The sequence below is a fragment of the Micromonospora sp. NPDC005161 genome (assembly GCF_053599855.1).
Genome location: NZ_JBSFYQ010000010.1, coordinates 62,867 through 79,576, shown reverse-complemented (window position 1 = coordinate 79,576; position 16,710 = coordinate 62,867). Strand labels below are relative to the sequence as shown.

Here is a 16,710-nt window from a genome sequence, read left to right as displayed (position 1 = left end):
GCGGCCGCCGCGTCGCGTAGTCGTCAGCGACCCTGGCGCGGACACGACAGAGCCGGCGAACCCGTAGGGGTCCGCCGGCTGAGCCGTACGAGAAGGTGGGTGCTACCGCGTCAGGCGCGGGTGACCTTGCCGGCCTTGATGCACGAGGTGCAGACCTGCAACTTCTTGGTGTTGCCGCCACCGGCCGGGGTACGCACCGACTGGATGTTCGGGTTCCAGCGGCGGTTGGTCCGCCGGTGCGAGTGGGACACGTTGTGGCCGAAGCCCGGTCCCTTGCCACAGACGTCGCACACGCTAGCCACGGGATACTCCTGGGATTGAAACGTTCATGAGGTCGCCGGCAGGCGCTGCCCGGGCAACCTGGTCAGGTTACCCGATGACCCGCCGACCCGGCCAACCGGCCCGGTCGGGCGATCGCCCGCGGCTCGGCCGGCAGGTGCTGGTGCGCCCGTCCGCCGGGTGGTGGGCCGGTCCGGCGGCAACAATACCCGAGGCCACCGTCCCGGCCGCCCGAGCCGGGATCGGCGCCGGAGCCGGGGCGAACGGACACGCCGGACGAGTCCGACGGCTGTCGGCGTGCGCCAGTAGGCTTCTGGCCGTGCTGGACACCCTCGACGCCGCCGCGGTCCGCCGGTGGTGTGCGACCGGGCTGACCGCGCTGAAGCGCCACCAGGGCGAGATCGACGAGCTCAACGTCTATCCGGTGCCCGACGGCGACACCGGCACCAACCTGGTGCTCACCCTCACCTCGGCCCAGCAGGCCCTTGCCATGGACCTGGACACGCTCCCCGACAGCGGTCCGACCGCGCACGGGCACGCGTTGCGGCTGATGGCCCAGGGCGCGCTGCTCGGCGCGCGCGGCAACTCCGGGGTGATCCTCTCGCAGATCCTGCGCGGCTTCGCCGACGCGGCCGCCGCCGTGCCGTCCGTACGCGGCCGGGAGCTGGCCGCCGCGCTGCGCGCCGCCACCGTGGCCGCGTACACCGCGGTCGCCCGGCCGGTGGAGGGCACTCTGCTCACCGTGGTCGGCGCGGCCGCCGCCGCGGCCGAGCGGGCGGACAGCGACGACCTGCCGGTGGTGGCCCGGGCCGCCGCGCGGGCGGCGGCCGAGGCGCTGGCCCGCACGCCGGAGCAACTGCCGGCGCTGGCCCGCGCCGGTGTGGTCGACGCGGGCGGCCGGGGCCTCTGCGTGCTGCTCGACACCCTGGTCGAGGTGCTCACCGGGGAGATCGCCGTGCGCGCCGCGCCGGCGCCGCGCGCCGCCCGGCCCGCCGCCACGGTCGCCCGGGAGACCGGCTCCGAGGAGTACGCCTACGAGGTGCAGTTCCTGCTCGACGCCCCGGCCGAGGCGGTCGCCGGGATGCGCCGGGCGCTGGCGGCGCTAGGGGATTCGCTTGTCGTCGTCGGCGACGGGCGCGAGCCGGAGGGCACCTGGAACGTCCACGTCCACGTCAACGACGTGGGCGCGGCGGTCGAGGCGGGGGTCGCCGCCGGCCGCCCGTACCGGATCTCGGTGACCCGTTTCGCCGACCAGCCCGAGCCGTCGCCCGGCCCGGCCACGGACGGTCGGGCCGCCGTGGTGGTGGCCACCGGCGTCGGGATCGCCGGGCTGTTCGCCGCGGAGGGAGCCACCGTGGTGCCGGGCAACCCGTCCACGGGGGAACTGCTGGACGCGGTGCGCAGCACCGGCGCGGCGCGGGTCGTGGTGCTGCCCAACGACCCGAACACCGAGGCGGTGGCGAGCGCGGCGGCCCGCGAGGCACACCGCTACGGCATCAAGGTGAGCGTGGTGCCGACGCGCTCGCCGGTGCAGGCGCTGGCCGCCCTCGCGGTCCGTGACGGCGCCCGCCGCTTCGAGGACGACGTGATCGCGATGGCCGAGGCGGCGGGCGCCTGCCGCTACGCCGAGGTCTGCCACGCCAGCCGGGAGGCGCTGACCGTCGCCGGCCCGTGCCGCCCGGGGGACGTGCTGGCGCTGGTGGAGGGGGAGGTGCACCTCATCGGCGCCGACCTGACCGACATCTGCGCGGCGGTGGTCGACCGGATGCTCGGCGGCGGCGGGGAGCTGGTCACCCTGCTGGCCGGGGTGGACGCGCCGGCCGGGCTCACCGATGCCGTCCGCGCGCACGTCGCGCGGCGCTGGCCGTTCGTCGAGGTGCAGGCGTTCCCGGGCGGGCAACCGCACTATCCGCTCCTGGTGGGGGTCGAATGAGCGAACCGGCCACGGTGGACACCCCGCTGAAGAAGCTGGTCGGGGACAAGACGGCCAAGGCGCTGGCCGCTCACCTCGACCTGCACACCGCGGGTGACCTCGTCTACCACTTCCCGCGCCGCTACGACGAGCGTGGCGAGCACACCGACATCCGTTCGCTGGACGTCGGCGAGCAGGTCACCGTGCTGGCCCAGGTGCAGCGCACCGCGGTGCGCCCGATGCGCCAACGCCGGGGCAACCTGCTGGAGGTGACCGTCGGCGACGGCTCCGGCGGGTTGCTGACGCTGACCTTCTTCGGCAACCAGGCGTGGCGCGAGCGGGAGCTGCGTCCGGGCCGGTGGGGGTTGTTCGCCGGCAAGGTCACCGAATTCCGGGGCAAGCGCCAGCTCAACGGCCCGGAGTACGTCCTGCTCGGCGAGGGCGGCGACGGCGAGGCGGCGGTCAGCGACGAGATCGAGGAGTTCGCCGGCGCGCTGATCCCCGTCTACCCGGCCGCGGCGGCGGTGCCGACCTGGGTGATCGCCCGCTGTGTGCGGGTCGTGCTGGACACCTTCACCCCGCCGGAGGATCCGGTGCCGGCCACGGTGCGGGCCAGCCGCAACCTGGTCGGGTTGGGCAGCGCGCTGCGGGAGATCCACCGGCCGAGCAGCAAGGAGGATCTCTACCGGGCGCGGCACCGGCTCAAGTGGGACGAGGCGTTCGCCGTCCAGCTGACGCTGGTGCAGCGCAAGCACCGGGCCGCCGACTGGCCGGCCCGACCCCGCCCGGCGCACCCGGGTGGGCTGCTGGACGCCTTCGACGCCCGGCTGCCGTACGAGCTGACCGCCGGCCAGCGCGACGTCGGCGTGGAGATCGCCGCCGACCTGGCCGCCCCGCACCCGATGCACCGGTTGTTGCAGGGCGAGGTGGGCTCGGGCAAGACGGTGGTGGCGTTGCGGGCGATGCTCCAGGTGGTGGACGCGGGCGGCCAGGCGGCGCTGCTGGCGCCCACCGAGGTGCTGGCCGCACAGCACCACCGCGGCATGCTCGACCTCCTCGGGCCGCTCGGGCGGGCCGGCGAACTGGATTCCGCCGAGCACGCCACCCGGGTGGAGCTGGTCACCGGTTCGCTGGGCGCGGCCGCTCGCCGCCGGGCGCTCGGCGAGGTGGCCACCGGCGCCGCCGGCATCGTGCTCGGCACCCACGCGCTGCTCTACGAGGGTGTGGACTTCGCCGACCTCGGCCTGGTGGTGGTCGACGAGCAGCACCGCTTCGGGGTGGAGCAGCGCGACGCGCTGCGGGCCAAGGCCGAGCAGCCGCCGCACGTGCTGGTGATGACGGCCACCCCGATCCCGCGCACGGTGGCGATGACGGTCTACGGCGACCTGGAGGTCTCCACCCTCTCCCAGCTGCCCCGGGGGCGCTCGCCGATCGCCTCGCACGTGGTGCCGGCCGCCGAGAAACCGGCCTTTTTGGACCGGGCCTGGCGCCGGCTGCGCGAGGAGGTGGCCGCCAGCCATCAGGCGTACGTGGTCTGCCCGCGAATCGGAGAGGGGCCGGTCAGCGACGAGGAGCCGCCGCCGGTGGACGACAACGGCCGCCGGCCACCGCTGGCGGTGACCGAGGTGGCCCCGCTGCTGGCTGAGGGGCCGCTGCACGGGCTGCGGATCGGGGTGCTGCACGGCCGGCTGCCGGCCGACGAGAAGGACGCGGTGATGCGCTCCTTCGCCGCCGGCGACCTGGACGTGCTGGTGGCCACCACCGTGGTCGAGGTGGGTGTGGACGTACCCAACGCGACCGTGATGATCGTGCTGGACGCCGACCGCTTCGGTGTCTCCCAACTGCACCAGCTGCGCGGTCGGGTCGGCCGGGGCGCCGCGGCGGGGCTCTGCCTGCTGGTCAGCGAGGCGGCTGAGGGGTCGCCGGCCCGGGAACGGCTGGACGCCGTCGCCTCCACCAGCGACGGTTTCAAGCTCGCCGAGCTGGATCTGGAGCAGCGTCGTGAGGGCGACGTGCTGGGCGCCACCCAGTCCGGGCGCCGCTCACACCTGCGGCTGCTGTCCCTGCTGCGCGACGCCGACCTGATCCGCGACGCCCGCGCCGAGGCGATCGCCCTGGTCGAGGACGACCCGGACCTGACCCGGCATCCGGCGCTGGCCGCGTCGGTCACCGCCCTGGTCGACGAGGACCGCGCGGAGTACCTGGAGAAGGGCTGACGTCTCGACCCGCCACGAGGCGCTTGGCACGCGGATGAAACGCCCGAGGGCGCGCCGACCGGGTGGTCGACGCGCCCTCGGGGTTCAGCGCGGTTCGGTTCAGACGGTGAACCGGAGCCGGCGACGGCGAGCAACCAGGAACAGGCCCGCACCGGCAGCCAGCAGGACGACGGCGCCGCCCGCGATCAGGGTGGTGTTCGTGCCGGTGAGCGGCAGGCCGCCACCCTCACCCTCGTCGCACTCGGCCGGCTGCTCCCACGCGATCGGCTCGGTGTCGTCAAGGCCGTCGGCGGCCGGCGTGACGGTGAGGCCCTCGGTCGCGTCGAAGGAGACGGAGCCGGTCTTGCCGGGCTCGACGGTCAGCGTCTTGGCATCGCCCTTGTTCGGGGTCAGCGTCAGGACGACGGTCTCACCGTCGGCCGGGTTCTCGATCGTGAAGGTGAGGCTGTCGCAGGTCGACTCGACGGTGCCCACCGGCTCGGCCGGCGCCGGCGTGACGGTCGGCGTCGGGCTCGGGCTCTCGGCCGGCGGCTGGCTCGGCGACGGAGACGCGGTGGTGGGGGACGGGGTCGGGCTGGGGGACTCCGTCGGGGTGGCGGTCGGCGTCGGGGTGGGCTCCGCGGCGCAGGTACCGGCCTCGGTGGCTGCCACCGTCCGGTGCTCGGTCACGATCCGGTCCGGACGCTCCCAGCGCGCCTCGACGGTCAGCTCGATCTTCGGGTTCTTCTCGGTGAAGGTGTGGGTCTGGGTTCCGGTGAGGAGGTCCCCACCCTTCGCCGGGAGGGTGGCGCCGACCTTCAGGTCGCCATCAGTGAACTCGTCGCCGATGGTCGACTTGACCGAGGTGATCTCGGCATCGATGTTCTCGCTGTTGCCGACCTTCCACGTGACCGTGGCCTTGCCGTCGGCGGCCAGGCAGTAGGTGCCGGACGGCTCGGGGTGGTGGGCGCTGGCCGGCGCGGCGAACGTCGTCATGGCGCCGATGCCGATCAGCGCGCCGGCGGCGACGGCCGCGGTACGCCGGAACGGAGACTTCGGACGGATCACTGGTACTCCCGGAGTGCTGAAGCGTTAGGGGCGTGGCACGGGAACGACAGTGGACGGTCACTGCACGTCCGGATCGAGGGATGCGTTCCCGAGCCGTGGGCCGGTGGATTCCCGCCGGCACCCGGCAGACCCTAGCGAGATCGCCGTGCGTGATACAGCGCTCAGGATTAGCTAAGACTGATGTTATGAATATGAGATCATCGATACACGAACCGTGATCATGTGGTTGCTGGGGCGATACGGGCGGTGTCGATCGCGGTCTCCGTCGGCTCGCGTAGCGTCGGGGTCATGAGCAGGAGGAGACGGTGACCCGGATCGTGGCCGGGACGCTCGGCGGCCGGCGGATCGCCGCGCCCCCCGGCGCCGGCACCCGACCCACCTCCGACCGGGTCCGGGAGGCGCTGTTCAGCGCCGTCCAGGCCGAGGCCGATCTCGACGGCGCCCGCTTCGCCGACCTGTACGCCGGCTCCGGCGCGGTCGGGCTGGAGGCGCTCTCCCGTGGCGCCCGGCACGTGCTGCTGGTCGAGTCCGACCCTCGGGCGGCCCGGGTGATCCGCGAGAACGTGGCGGTCCTGCGGGCCGGCCCCGCCGTCCGCCTGGTGACCGGCAGGGTGGCGACCGTGCTGGCCGCCGGCCCGGACGGCGGGCCGTACGACGTGGTCTTCGCCGACCCGCCGTACGCGGTGCCGGACGCCGAGATCACCGCGCTGCTGACCACCCTGGTCGACGGTGGCTGGCTGGCGAGCGACGCGCTGGTGGTGGTGGAGCGGTCCGGCCGCACCGGGCCGGTCGAGTGGGTGGACGGGATCACGGCCGAGCGCAGTCGCCGTTACGGCGAGACCACCCTTTGGTACGGTCGCCGATCATGAGACGCGCGGTTTGCCCCGGCTCGTTCGACCCGGTCACCAACGGACACCTCGACATCATCGGACGGGCCAGCCGGCTCTTCGACGAGGTGATCGTCGGCGTGCTGATAAACCAGTCGAAGAGTGGCCTCTTCACCGTCGATGAGCGGATCGACATGCTCCGCGAGGTGACCGCCTCGTACGGAAACGTGCGGGTCGAGTCGTTCCGTGGGCTGCTGGTCGACTTCTGCCGGGCCCAGCAGGCGAGCGTGCTGATCAAGGGCCTGCGGGCGGTCAGCGACTTCGACTACGAGCTGCAGATGGCCCAGATGAACATCGGGCTGGCCGGCGTCGAGACGCTGTTCATGCCGACCAACCCGCTCTACTCCTTCCTCTCCTCCAGTCTGGTCAAGGACGTGGCCAAGTGGGGCGGCGACATCTCCGCCCACGTCCCCGACCTGGTCCGCGAAGCCCTTCAGTCCCGCCTCGGCCCCCGCTCCTGACCATTCGGCGCGGTTGCGATCCTGAATCATGGCCTTTTGTGACAGTTGTCGGCCGGTGCGTGCAGGATCGCCGGGGCCCCTTCCCGCGCGGTCGCGTCGTGTGACGATGCCGCGACGCGCCGGGTCGGGGTGGATCGGGCAGGTGTGGGGCGGGCACGACATGATTGGTAGAGCGGGGAACCGGCCGTAGCCCGCATCATGGAGGTCGGCCGACGAACGACAGGAGTGAGGTACCGGTGGACCCGCTCGATCGCATCGACGAACTGATCGCCATGGTGGAGCAGGCCCGCTCCGTCCCGATGTCGCGCAACAACTGCATGGTCGACCGGGGCGAGATGATCGCGGCCCTCGACGAGATGCGCGCCGACCTCCCCGCCGACCTGCGTCGCGCGGGCGCGCTGCTCGACGAGCGCGACAAGATCATGGAAGCCGGCAAGCGCGAGGCGGACCGGATCATCAGCGAGGGTGAGGCGGAACACGCCCGCCTCGTCTCGGTGAACGAGATCACCGTCTCCGCCGAGCACGAGGGGGCCCGGATCATCGCCGAGGCCCGGGCCGAGGCGCAGCGCCTGCGTGAGGAGGTCGACGACTACGTCGACACCGCGCTGGCCAACTTCGAGCAGTTCCTCACCAGGGCGCTCGCCTCGATAGAGCGTGGCCGCGACAAGATGCACGCGCTGCGGGAGATCGGCACCTTCGGTGGGGATGAGGCGGAACGCCCGCTACCCTTCTGAGCGGCACCTCACCAGCCGACATTCTTGGGCGGGCGTCGCCCCCGGTTCGACGGTCCGGCGGTCGTCCAGGTAACCTTTTTTGTCGGCCTCACACCGGCCGGAGTCTGACTATGCCCAAACACTCGCCATCGACACTCGACCCCAGGTCGCCGCTGGTCCTCGACACGAGGGACCTGCCGCGCCGGCCTGGCGCGTTGCGTACGGTCCAGCGGGTCGTGCCGGCACCGGCGGACCTCGGTGTGGAGTTGATCGGCGTTCCGGAGGGCGCGGACCTCGACCTCGACCTGAGGTTGCAGTCGGTGTCCGAGGGCGTGCTCGTCTCCGGGACCATCACCGGTCCCGTCCGGGGCGAGTGCGGGCGCTGCCTGCGCGAGATCAACGACTCGATGGCCGTGACGATCCAGGAGCTGTACGCGTACGAGAACAGCACCACGGACGCCACGACCGAAGAGGACGAGGTGGGCCGGATGCAGGGCGATCTGATCGACCTGGAGCCGGCGCTGCGGGACGCGTTGGTGCTCACGCTGCCGACCAACCCGCTCTGCCGGGAGGACTGCCCAGGACTGTGCCCCGAATGCGGGACGCACTGGGACGATCTGCCGGCCGACCACAGTCACCAGCAGATCGACCCGCGTTGGGTGGGCCTGTCGCAACTGACCCGTACAGAGGAGTAAGAACCGTGGCCGTCCCGAAGCGCAAGATGTCGCGCAGCAACACCCGGTCCCGCCGGGCGAACTGGAAGGCGACCGTGGTCGCGACCGTCGCGTGCCCGCAGTGCAAGTCCCCGAAGCTGCCGCACGCCGCCTGCTCCGTCTGCGGCACCTACAACGGCCGCCAGGTCATCGAGGTCTGACCTGGACGCCGAGTGACGCCCCCGATCCCAGGTCGGGCGGCGCGCGCACCCTGGCATTCGCCCGGTGCCCCGGCTCCCTCCGACGCCGGCCGGCCCACTCCGGTCGGCGTTCCAGTGGAGCCGGGCACCGCGCGGATCGCCGTTGACCTCCTCGGCGGGGACGACTCTCCCGCCGTCGTGGTTGACGGCGCTCTGCGAGCCGTGCGCACCGACCCTGACCTGCATCTCCTTCTCGTCGGCCCGGCTGAGGTCGCCGACGAGCTGATCGCTGCCCTCGATCCGGCCCAACGTGCCCGGATCACGGTGCGGCCGGTCCGCGACGCCGTCGGCATGGCCGACCATCCCAGCGCCGCCCGCGCGGAGAGCACCGTCCGGGCCGCCGTCACCGCCGTCCGCGACGGCACCGCCGACGCCCTGGTCTCCGCAGGCGCCACCGGTGCCACCGTCACCGCTGCCGTGCTCGGCCTCGGTCGCTGGCCCGAGATCCGTCAACCCGCCCTCGTCGCCACCCTGCCCGGGGTCGCCGGGCCGGTCGTGCTGCTCGACGTCGGCGGCTCGCTGGAGCCCCGCCCGGCCACCCTCGCCCGGCACGCCGTGCTCGGCGCCGCGTACGCGACGGTGGCGCATTCGATCGCCGAGCCCCGTGTCGGCCTGCTCTCGGTCGGCACCGAGGCCGGCAAGGGCGACCGGGTCCGTCGGGCCACCGATCCGCTGCTCGCCGTCGAGCCGCTGCCCGCAGCGGCGCGCTACGTCGGGCTGGTCGAGGGGTACGACGTCGCCCTCGGCGCGCGCGCCGATGTGGTGGTCACTGACGGCTTCACCGGTAACGTGCTGCTCAAGGCGATCGAGGGCGCGTACGCCATGGCCGGCGGCCCGCCCGTCGTTGGTGGCGCTCCCCGCGCCGCCGCCCTGCTCGGCGTAGCCGGGACGGTGGTCGTCTGCCACGGCTCCGCTCGCGCCGCCGACGTCGCCTCCGGCATCGCCCTCGCCGCCCACCTGTGGCGGCGGCACGCCACCGACCTGGTCTCCGCGTTGCTCGACGGCGACGCCGCGACGCACCGCACCGACCGCTCCACCGACACCGAGGTACGCACATCATGAGCAACGACAAGCGGCGGCGGGCGTCCGTCGGTCACCTGGAAGCCGCGTTCGGCGTGAGCCTGGACCCTGACCTGCTGCAACGCGCGCTGACCCACCGCTCGTACGCGTACGAGAACGGCGGCCTGCCCACCAACGAGCGGCTGGAGTTCCTCGGCGACTCGGTGCTCGGCGTGGTGATCACCACGGCGCTCTTCCACAACCACCCGGACCTGCCCGAGGGGCAGCTGGCCAAGCTGCGGGCCAGCGTGGTCAACATGCGCGCGCTCGCCGACGTGGCCCGTGGCCTGGGACCGGACGGCCTCGGCGCGTACCTGCTGCTCGGCAAGGGCGAGGAGACCACCGGAGGTCGGGACAAGGCGAGCATCCTGGCCGACACCCTGGAGGCGCTGCTCGGCGCGATCTACCTCCAGTACGGGCTGGACACCGCCGGGATCGTCATCCACCGGCTCTTCGACCCGCTGATGGCGGAGTCGGCAGGCCGGGGCGCGGCCCTGGACTGGAAGACCAGCCTCCAGGAGCTGACCGCGGCGCTCGGGCTCGGCGTGCCGGAATACCGGATCGAGGGCACCGGCCCGGACCACCTCAAGACGTTCACCGCCTGGGTGGTGGTGGCCGGCAACCGGTACGGCGGCGCCGAGGGGCGCAGCAAGAAGGAGGCCGAGCAGCGCGCCGCCGAGGCGGCCTGGCGCACGCTCGCCGACGAGGACGACCAGGACGATCAGGTCGGCCAGTCTGGTCGGGACGGCCAGGCTGGAGCGAACGGGCGCACCGGCCGGGACGGATCGGCCGACCGCGATGAGCCGGCCGGGCCGATGGAACGCGCCGAGCGGGCGGCCCAGACCGAGCAGGCTGACCACCTCGCGCAGGCCATGCCGGCCGACGTCGCGGACCGCGGGACGGGGCTACGACGTGCCTGAGCTGCCCGAGGTGGAGACCGTCCGGCAGGGGCTGGCCCAGTGGGTCATCGGCCGCCGGATCGCCTCGGTGGAGGTCCGCCACCCCCGTGCGGTCCGCCGGCACGTCCCCGGCGGAGCGCACTTCGCCGACGTGCTCGCCGACCGGACCGTGCTGGACGTCCGCCGCCGCGGCAAGTACCTGTGGTTGCCGCTGGACAGCGGCGACGCCGTGATCGGGCACCTCGGCATGTCCGGTCAGCTGCTGTTCCAGCCGCCCGGCACGCCCGACGAGACCCACCTGCGGGTGCGGTTCCGGTTCGCCGACGGCGGGCCGGAGCTGCGCTTCGTCGACCAGCGCACGTTCGGTGGGCTCTCGGTCAGCGAGGGCGGCGCGGACCTGCCCGCGGAGATCGCGCACATCGCCCGCGACCCGATGGACCCGGAGTTCGCCGACGCGGCGTTCGTCGCCGCGCTGCGCCGCCGACGGACCGAGGTGAAACGGGCTCTGCTCGATCAGACCCTGATCTCGGGGGTGGGCAACATCTACGCCGACGAGGCGCTCTGGCGCGCCGGGCTGCACGGCACCCGGCCCACCGACGCGCTGACCGGTCCGGCCGCGCAGCGCCTGCTCGGCCACGTCCGCGACGTGCTCGCTGAGGCGATCAAGGAGGGTGGCACCAGCTTCGACGCCCTCTACGTCAACGTCAACGGTGAGAGCGGCTACTTCGACCGGGCGTTGAACGTCTACGGCCGCGAGGGTGAGCCGTGCCGGCGGTGCGGCGCCCCGGTCCGCCGGGAGGCGTTCATGAACCGCTCCTCGTACAGCTGCCCACACTGCCAGCCCCGGCCCCGGGGTTCCCTTCGGGGATGACCCGGAGGTCGCTCGGGGTCGGGTCCGGCGGGTCGCGGCCGACCTTTCCGGGCTGGACCCGGGCGGCGGTCCGAATCGCGGGTTGATGCCCGCCGTACCGCCCGAACGGTCCCGCCGACCCGTGTGGACCGGCTCCGGGGACGGCGGGGGACGATCCCCGATGTGACCGCCTCGTCACGCTCCTAACGTCAGCACCGTTGACAGGGGGTTGACGTGACAGGGGGACCCGAGATGGGGACAAGACCGGTGACGGTGCGGATGGCGCGGTGGAGCGCCGAGCACCCGTGGCGGGCGATAGCGCTGTGGGCCGTTTTCGTGGCGGTGTGCTTCCTCGGTGGCAACGCCGCCGGCCTCAACGAGGCCACCAGCGGCGACCAGGCGATCGGCGAGGCGGGGCGCGCCGGCCTGATCGTGGATGCCGGCGCCTTCGACGACGCGGCCGTGGAGAACGTCCTGATCACGTCGCGGGCCGGCGCGCTGGACCCGGCGGCGGCGAAGGTGGCGGCGGACGACGCGGCGGCCCGGCTGCGCACGGTCACCGGCGTCGCCGAGATCGGCCCGCCGGTGACCGCCCGGGACGGCTCGGCGCTGCTGCTGCCGATCACCATGTCCGGCGACCCGGGTACCGCGTCCGACCGGGTGCAGCCGCTCCGTGACGCCACCGCCACCGTCCAGGAGGCGCACCCGCAGCTGCGCGTCGAGCAGGTCGGCGGCCCGTCCATCGGGCAGGCCCTCGACGACACCCTGGGCAAGGACTTCAAGCGCGCCGAGCTGCTCAGTCTGCCGGTCACGCTGGCGATCCTGATCGTCGCGTTCGGCGCACTGATCGCGGCCAGCGTGCCGGTGCTGCTGGCGCTCTCCTCGGTCGCCGCCGCGATGGGTCTGTCCACTCTCGCCTCGCACCTCGTGCCGGCCACCGACACCACGGCCCCGGTGATCCTGCTGATCGGCATGGCGGTCGGGGTCGACTACTCGCTGTTCTACGTCCGGCGGGAGCGGGAGGAACGCGCCAAGGGCCGCTCCGGGCTGGACGCGGTGGAGATCGCTGCGGAGACCTCCGGGCACGCCGTGGTGGTCTCCGGCTTCGCAGTGATCATCTCGATGGCCGGCCTGCTGCTCGCTGGCGACGTGGTCTTCTCGTCGCTGGCCGTCGGCTCGATCCTGGTCGTCGCGGTCGCGGTGGTCGGCTCGCTGACCGTGCTGCCCGCACTGCTCGCCAAGCTCGGTCGTTGGGTCGACCGCCCCCGGGTGCCGCTGCTCTGGCGACTGACCGCCCCACGCGCCGGCCGGCACGGCCAGCCCCGCTCGCCCCGGCTCTGGCCGGCGGTGCTCCGGCCCGCGCTGCGTGCCCCGGTGCCGACCCTGGTCATCTCGGTCGGGTTGCTGCTCGCGCTCGCCGCGCCGGCACTCGGCATGAAGCTGAAGTTCCCCGGCATGGAGGACCTGCCGCGCACCACCCCGGCAATGCAGGCGTACGACCGCCTCACCGCCGCCTTCCCGAGCACCGGCACCAACCACGTTGTGGCCGTCCGGGCGCCGGCCGAGCAGGCCGACCGGGTCCGCGCGGCGCTCACCGACCTGGCCACCCGGGCTGCCAGCGATCCGCTGTTCGCCCCCACCGAGGCCGACGGCCCGAAGATCGAGGTGTCGGCCGACCGGCGGGTCTCGGTGCTCGACGTGGCCACCCCGTATGCCAGCCGTGACGACCGGTCGGTGCGGTCGCTGGAGAAGCTGCGCGAGGACCTGGTCCCGGCCGAGCTGCGGGGCATCCCCGGCATCGAGTACGCGGTCGGCGGCAGCGTGGCCGACAGCGAGGACTACGCGCAGCACGTCCGGGACAAGCTGCCGCTGGTGATGGGCTTCGTCCTGGTGCTCACCTTCCTGGTCATGGTGCTCACCTTCCGGTCGGTGGTGGTGGCGGCCAGCGCGATCGCGTTGAACCTGCTCTCCGCCGGCGCCGCGTACGGGCTGCTGGTGCTGGTCTTCCAGGGCGACTGGGCGGCGGGGCCGCTCGGCTTCACCTCGATGGGCGCGATCGTGTCCTGGCTGCCGCTGTTCCTCTTCGTGGTGCTCTTCGGCCTCTCCATGGACTACCACGTCTTCGTGGTCAGCCGGATCCGCGAGGGCATTCGGGCGGGCATGTCCAACCGGGACGCGGTGGCGTACGGGATCACGTCCTCGGCCGGCGTGGTGACCAGTGCGGCGATCGTGATGGTCGGGGTGTTCTCCATCTTCGCCACGCTGAGCACGATCGACATGAAGCAGCTCGGCATCGGCCTGGCGGCGGCGATCCTGCTGGACGCCACGATCATCCGGGGCGTGGTGCTGCCGGCGCTGATGACCATGCTCGGCGACGCCAACTGGTGGGCCCCACGCTTCCTGCGCCCGCGCTCGGCGCCCACCCCCACCGAACCACCGGCCCCCGCCCCGGAGCTGGTGCCGGTGTCCTGACTCCTGCCGCACCCCACCCCGTCCGCGTCGATCCAGACGATTCTCCCTGGATCGACGCGGACGGGGCTGCGTCAGGGCAGGGGGCAGGCTTCTCGCCAGGCGTTCAGGGTCCGGTCCTTGCGGATGGACGCGAAGCCGTAGCCGACGGTGGTGACGCAGAAGTCGTCGGTCGAGCCGGTGTACTCGACATGGAAGACCGGTTTGTCGGCGTCGGCGAAGGGCAGCAGCTTGGCGCACTGGTTCAGCCGGACGCATTCCTCGTTGACGGCGAAGTCGAAGTCCGGGGCCAGTGCGGCGAGCTGTGGCACGTCGTTGACCAGCCCGGGGGAGAGGTCCAGCGACCGGGCCAGCCGGGCCAGCCGGCGGTTGAACAGCAGTTGGTCGTCGAAGTCGAGCGGGAAGCCGCTGCGCTGGGCGTACCCGTCGGCGTCGGCCAGCGCCACCGCGCCGAAGCCCTTGCCCCGGCAGAGCCGGAACCGGTCGGCCAGCACCGGCTCAAGCGCGTCCCACCGCCGGACGTCCAGCCACCGGCTGCCGGGTTGGCGGCCGGTGGAGCCCTGTACGGCGGCCGGGAGCCGGCTGGCGTCCGGGTCGTCCGAGCGGACCGAGCCGATGTGCACCTGGCAGATCAGCCGGCGGTTCCGGGAGCGCAGCTCGGCGGTCTGGGCGGCGGTGGTGGCCACCGGGTCGAGCAGGAAGACGTCGGCGTCCACCGCCGGGTCGAGCGGGCCGTGGAGCTGCCACTGCCACTGCCAGTGCCGGGCCTGGTCGGTCGGCCAGGGGGTGGGCGCCCCGGGCGGGGTGAACTCGGCCCGGCAGCCGTACGCCGGGACCAGCAGGACGAGGGCGACGCAGGCCGCCGCGATTCGGCGCAGCGGGCATAAGACGGCGCGTCGCCGCGGCCGGATCCGCATTGGCAGCTCCCGGGTCCCGGGCGGCCCGTCGCCGCCCTCACCGGTACGCCGCCCCCACGCTCCGGCCCGGCGTACCTCACCGGGTCAAACGAGCGCGGGGGCGGGGACGACGCGCGGTCAGCGCGGCGCCGCGAAGACCTGCGTCCAGTACGGTCCGTTGCTGTTGGCGATGCCGACGCCGATTTCGGTGAACGCGCAGTTCAGGATGTTCGCCCGGTGGCCGGAGCTGTTCATCCAGGCGTCCATCACGGCGGCCGGGGTCTTCTGGTTCCACGCCACGTTCTCGCCGTAGGTGCGCCAGGCGTAGCCCACCCGGTCGAGCCGGACTCCGGCGTTGCTGCCGTCGCTGCCGGTGTGCGACATGTTCTTGTGATCGGCCTGGTCCTGGCTGTGCCGCTGGGCGGCGGTCATCAGCTTGTCGTCGATGCTCAGCGCCTTGCAGCCGGCCTTGGCCCGTTCGGCGTTGACCAGGTCGACCACCTCGCGGGCCTGGGCGCTGACGGTGCCGCTGCCGCCGGAGCCCGTGCCGGTGGTGCTGCTCGGCGCGCTGGTGCGCGGGGTGCTGCGCCGCGAGGCGGCGGTGGCGCGCGACGACGCCGGGCTGGGCTTGACGACCTTGCTAGGTGTCGGGCTCGGCCGGGCGGAACTGGGCGCGGTGGTCGGGGAGGGCGCGACCAGGTTGTCGCCCACCGGCTCCTCGGTCGGCACCGCCGGGGCGGCGGCGAGGGTGTCGTCGACGGCGGTCGGCTCGCTGGCCGTGCCGCCTCCGCCGGGCAGGGCGAGCGCGCCGACGCCGAGGCTCACCACGAGGGTGGCCGCCGCGGCGGCGCCGCCGATCACCAGGGGGCGGCGCCAGCGCCGCTGGGAGCGGTGCCGGCCCTCGCTGGAACGGCCCGCACCGGTCGTGTCGGTCGGCCAGCCGCCGGTGGTCTCCTCGGCGGGGGTGTTGCCGCGCCAGTCGCCGGTCGCCTCGTCGTCCTGCCGGTAGGCGGGCTCGTACGCGGGCCAGGCGGCGGTCGGGCCGTCGGCGGGCTCGGCGGGGGCCGCCGGTTCCTGCTGCCAACGGGCGGTGGGCTGCGGGCGGTGCCACTCGTCGCCGGGCTGGTCAGGGTCGTCGTCACCGAACAGGTAGGCCGAGCGGGGTTCCGGGCGGTCCCTCAGCCAGTCCGGCTCGTCGGTCGGCCGCTCGGCGCGCCGGGGGGCGCCGTTCGGGTCCATCGGGTCGGTCCAGCCGTACACGCACTGCCTCCACGGGGTCGGTTGTGGGCCGGAGTGACGCTACGACCCGCCCACTACCTGCGGCAACGTGGCTAAGGAAGAGTTAAGGGGAAGTCGGACGCCAAGGTGCGGACTTCCCGGAATTCGGGCGTACAGTAAAGGTGTCCGGACAGAGAGTGTCCGTGCCTTGAGGCAGCCCCCCCGACAAGTGGACAGGTCGACGTAGAGATGATCTACGGCCTGCGAGAACTTGACGAAGGGGGGTTTGCGGCTCAATATATAGGTGTCGCCAGTCGCGCCCGGTCATGCCCAGATACAGCTGGAATGACAGTCGCGTATGAATGGGCGCGCGTTGGCCGGCCTTTCCGGCAGCGCATATCAAGGAGTCAGCATGGCGAAGGCCCTCTACGGCCACGTAGGTGCAGCGCCCGACCGGCGTCTGCTCGACGAGGTCACCCGACTGCGTGCCAGGGTTCAGGCACTGGAGTTCGAGATCACGCGTCTGCGCGCCGACAACGATCGGCTCGCGGCGGCTGCGGCGGAAGCGGACGACCTGCTTCGTCTGGCCGAGCCGGCGCTGACCTGATCTCCGGGGTCGGAAAACTGAATCGCACCATCGCAAAAATGCGCGCCGACACCTCTGTGCCGGCGCGCAACGCTGTCCGGCCCCTTTCCCGGTCGGCTATTTATGATCTTGTCTCGGGCGGCGCTGGAGCCGCGCCAGTTGTTTCCGGAAACGCGTCGGACGGCGTACCGATCATGAACGGTGTTTGTCTTTCTCGCCGCCTCTCGAACAACAGCGCCGGCGGCTCGCACTCGCGTCCCGCGCTTCCGACCGGCGCGCTTCGGGGCGGGTCGCGTGCCCGACCG

The 16,710-nt window shown here is 73.0% G+C and carries 16 protein-coding genes; 12 read left to right on the top strand and 4 right to left on the bottom strand.

Features of this window, described 5'->3' with window-relative positions; genetic code table 11:
• Positions 1–110: 110 nt before the first annotated feature.
• Entirely contained in the window at positions 111–302 is a 192-nt protein-coding gene (rpmB, locus tag ACWD5O_RS12425) for a 50S ribosomal protein L28 (protein ID WP_007456456.1), read from the bottom strand.
• A gap of 296 nt (positions 303–598) precedes the next feature.
• Between rpmB and ACWD5O_RS12420 the strand changes: the two genes are divergently transcribed.
• The gene (locus tag ACWD5O_RS12420) at positions 599–2,212 is read left to right on the top strand and encodes a DAK2 domain-containing protein (protein WP_354966951.1); all 1,614 of its coding nucleotides are present in this window, start codon (positions 599–601) and stop codon (positions 2,210–2,212) included.
• Positions 2,209–4,407, top strand: coding sequence for an ATP-dependent DNA helicase RecG (gene recG / locus ACWD5O_RS12415; protein WP_354966950.1), 2,199 nt, complete (start codon positions 2,209–2,211; stop codon positions 4,405–4,407). Before ACWD5O_RS12420 ends, recG begins: the two co-directional genes overlap by 4 nt.
• A gap of 99 nt (positions 4,408–4,506) precedes the next feature.
• Here the strand turns inward: recG and ACWD5O_RS12410 are convergent, their stop codons facing one another.
• A complete protein-coding gene (locus tag ACWD5O_RS12410; RefSeq protein ID WP_354966949.1) occupies positions 4,507–5,454 on the bottom strand; it encodes an LPXTG cell wall anchor domain-containing protein in 948 nt (315 codons plus the stop codon).
• A 305-nt stretch (positions 5,455–5,759) separates the two neighbouring features.
• Here ACWD5O_RS12410 and rsmD point away from each other — a divergent pair, with 305 nt between their 5' ends.
• From rsmD to ACWD5O_RS12365, 9 genes are all read left to right on the top strand, one after another.
• The gene (rsmD, locus tag ACWD5O_RS12405) at positions 5,760–6,323 is read left to right on the top strand and encodes a 16S rRNA (guanine(966)-N(2))-methyltransferase RsmD (RefSeq protein ID WP_450085327.1); all 564 of its coding nucleotides are present in this window, start codon (positions 5,760–5,762) and stop codon (positions 6,321–6,323) included.
• Positions 6,320–6,802, top strand: coding sequence for a pantetheine-phosphate adenylyltransferase (gene coaD, locus ACWD5O_RS12400; RefSeq protein ID WP_354966947.1), 483 nt, complete (start codon positions 6,320–6,322; stop codon positions 6,800–6,802). Before rsmD ends, coaD begins: the two co-directional genes overlap by 4 nt.
• Positions 6,803–7,038: 236 nt before the next feature.
• Positions 7,039–7,536: a hypothetical protein gene (locus ACWD5O_RS12395; RefSeq protein ID WP_449939999.1), complete on the top strand. Its 498-nt coding sequence runs from the start codon at positions 7,039–7,041 to the stop codon at positions 7,534–7,536.
• 110 nt (positions 7,537–7,646) lie between these two features.
• Positions 7,647–8,210, top strand: coding sequence for a YceD family protein (locus ACWD5O_RS12390; RefSeq protein ID WP_354966945.1), 564 nt, complete (start codon positions 7,647–7,649; stop codon positions 8,208–8,210).
• Positions 8,211–8,215: 5 nt separating this feature from the next.
• Positions 8,216–8,389, top strand: coding sequence for a 50S ribosomal protein L32 (gene rpmF, locus ACWD5O_RS12385; RefSeq protein WP_074317731.1), 174 nt, complete (start codon positions 8,216–8,218; stop codon positions 8,387–8,389).
• Between the two features lie 114 nt (positions 8,390–8,503).
• Entirely contained in the window at positions 8,504–9,490 is a 987-nt protein-coding gene (locus ACWD5O_RS12380; protein ID WP_450085326.1) for a phosphate acyltransferase PlsX, read from the top strand.
• Positions 9,487–10,407 carry a ribonuclease III gene (gene rnc / locus ACWD5O_RS12375; protein ID WP_354966943.1) on the top strand — a complete coding sequence of 307 codons (921 nt, stop codon included), beginning with the start codon at positions 9,487–9,489 and terminating at the stop codon, positions 10,405–10,407. The genes ACWD5O_RS12380 and rnc overlap by 4 nt, the downstream gene beginning before the upstream one ends.
• A complete protein-coding gene (gene mutM / locus ACWD5O_RS12370) occupies positions 10,400–11,257 on the top strand; it encodes a bifunctional DNA-formamidopyrimidine glycosylase/DNA-(apurinic or apyrimidinic site) lyase (RefSeq protein ID WP_354966942.1) in 858 nt (285 codons plus the stop codon). Before rnc ends, mutM begins: the two co-directional genes overlap by 8 nt.
• Positions 11,258–11,488: 231 nt before the next feature.
• Positions 11,489–13,708: an MMPL family transporter gene (locus tag ACWD5O_RS12365; RefSeq protein ID WP_354966941.1), complete on the top strand. Its 2,220-nt coding sequence runs from the start codon at positions 11,489–11,491 to the stop codon at positions 13,706–13,708.
• Between the two features lie 71 nt (positions 13,709–13,779).
• On the opposite strand, the gene ACWD5O_RS12360 is transcribed toward ACWD5O_RS12365, so the two are convergent.
• Complete coding sequence (locus ACWD5O_RS12360; RefSeq protein WP_449940010.1) at positions 13,780–14,622, bottom strand: endo alpha-1,4 polygalactosaminidase; 843 nt, start codon at positions 14,620–14,622, stop codon at positions 13,780–13,782.
• Between the two features lie 117 nt (positions 14,623–14,739).
• Entirely contained in the window at positions 14,740–15,840 is a 1,101-nt protein-coding gene (locus tag ACWD5O_RS12355) for a CAP domain-containing protein (protein WP_354967062.1), read from the bottom strand.
• Between the two features lie 391 nt (positions 15,841–16,231).
• Between ACWD5O_RS12355 and ACWD5O_RS12350 the strand changes: the two genes are divergently transcribed.
• Complete coding sequence (locus ACWD5O_RS12350; RefSeq protein WP_007456482.1) at positions 16,232–16,426, top strand: hypothetical protein; 195 nt, start codon at positions 16,232–16,234, stop codon at positions 16,424–16,426.
• The last annotated feature ends 284 nt before the right edge of the window (positions 16,427–16,710 follow it).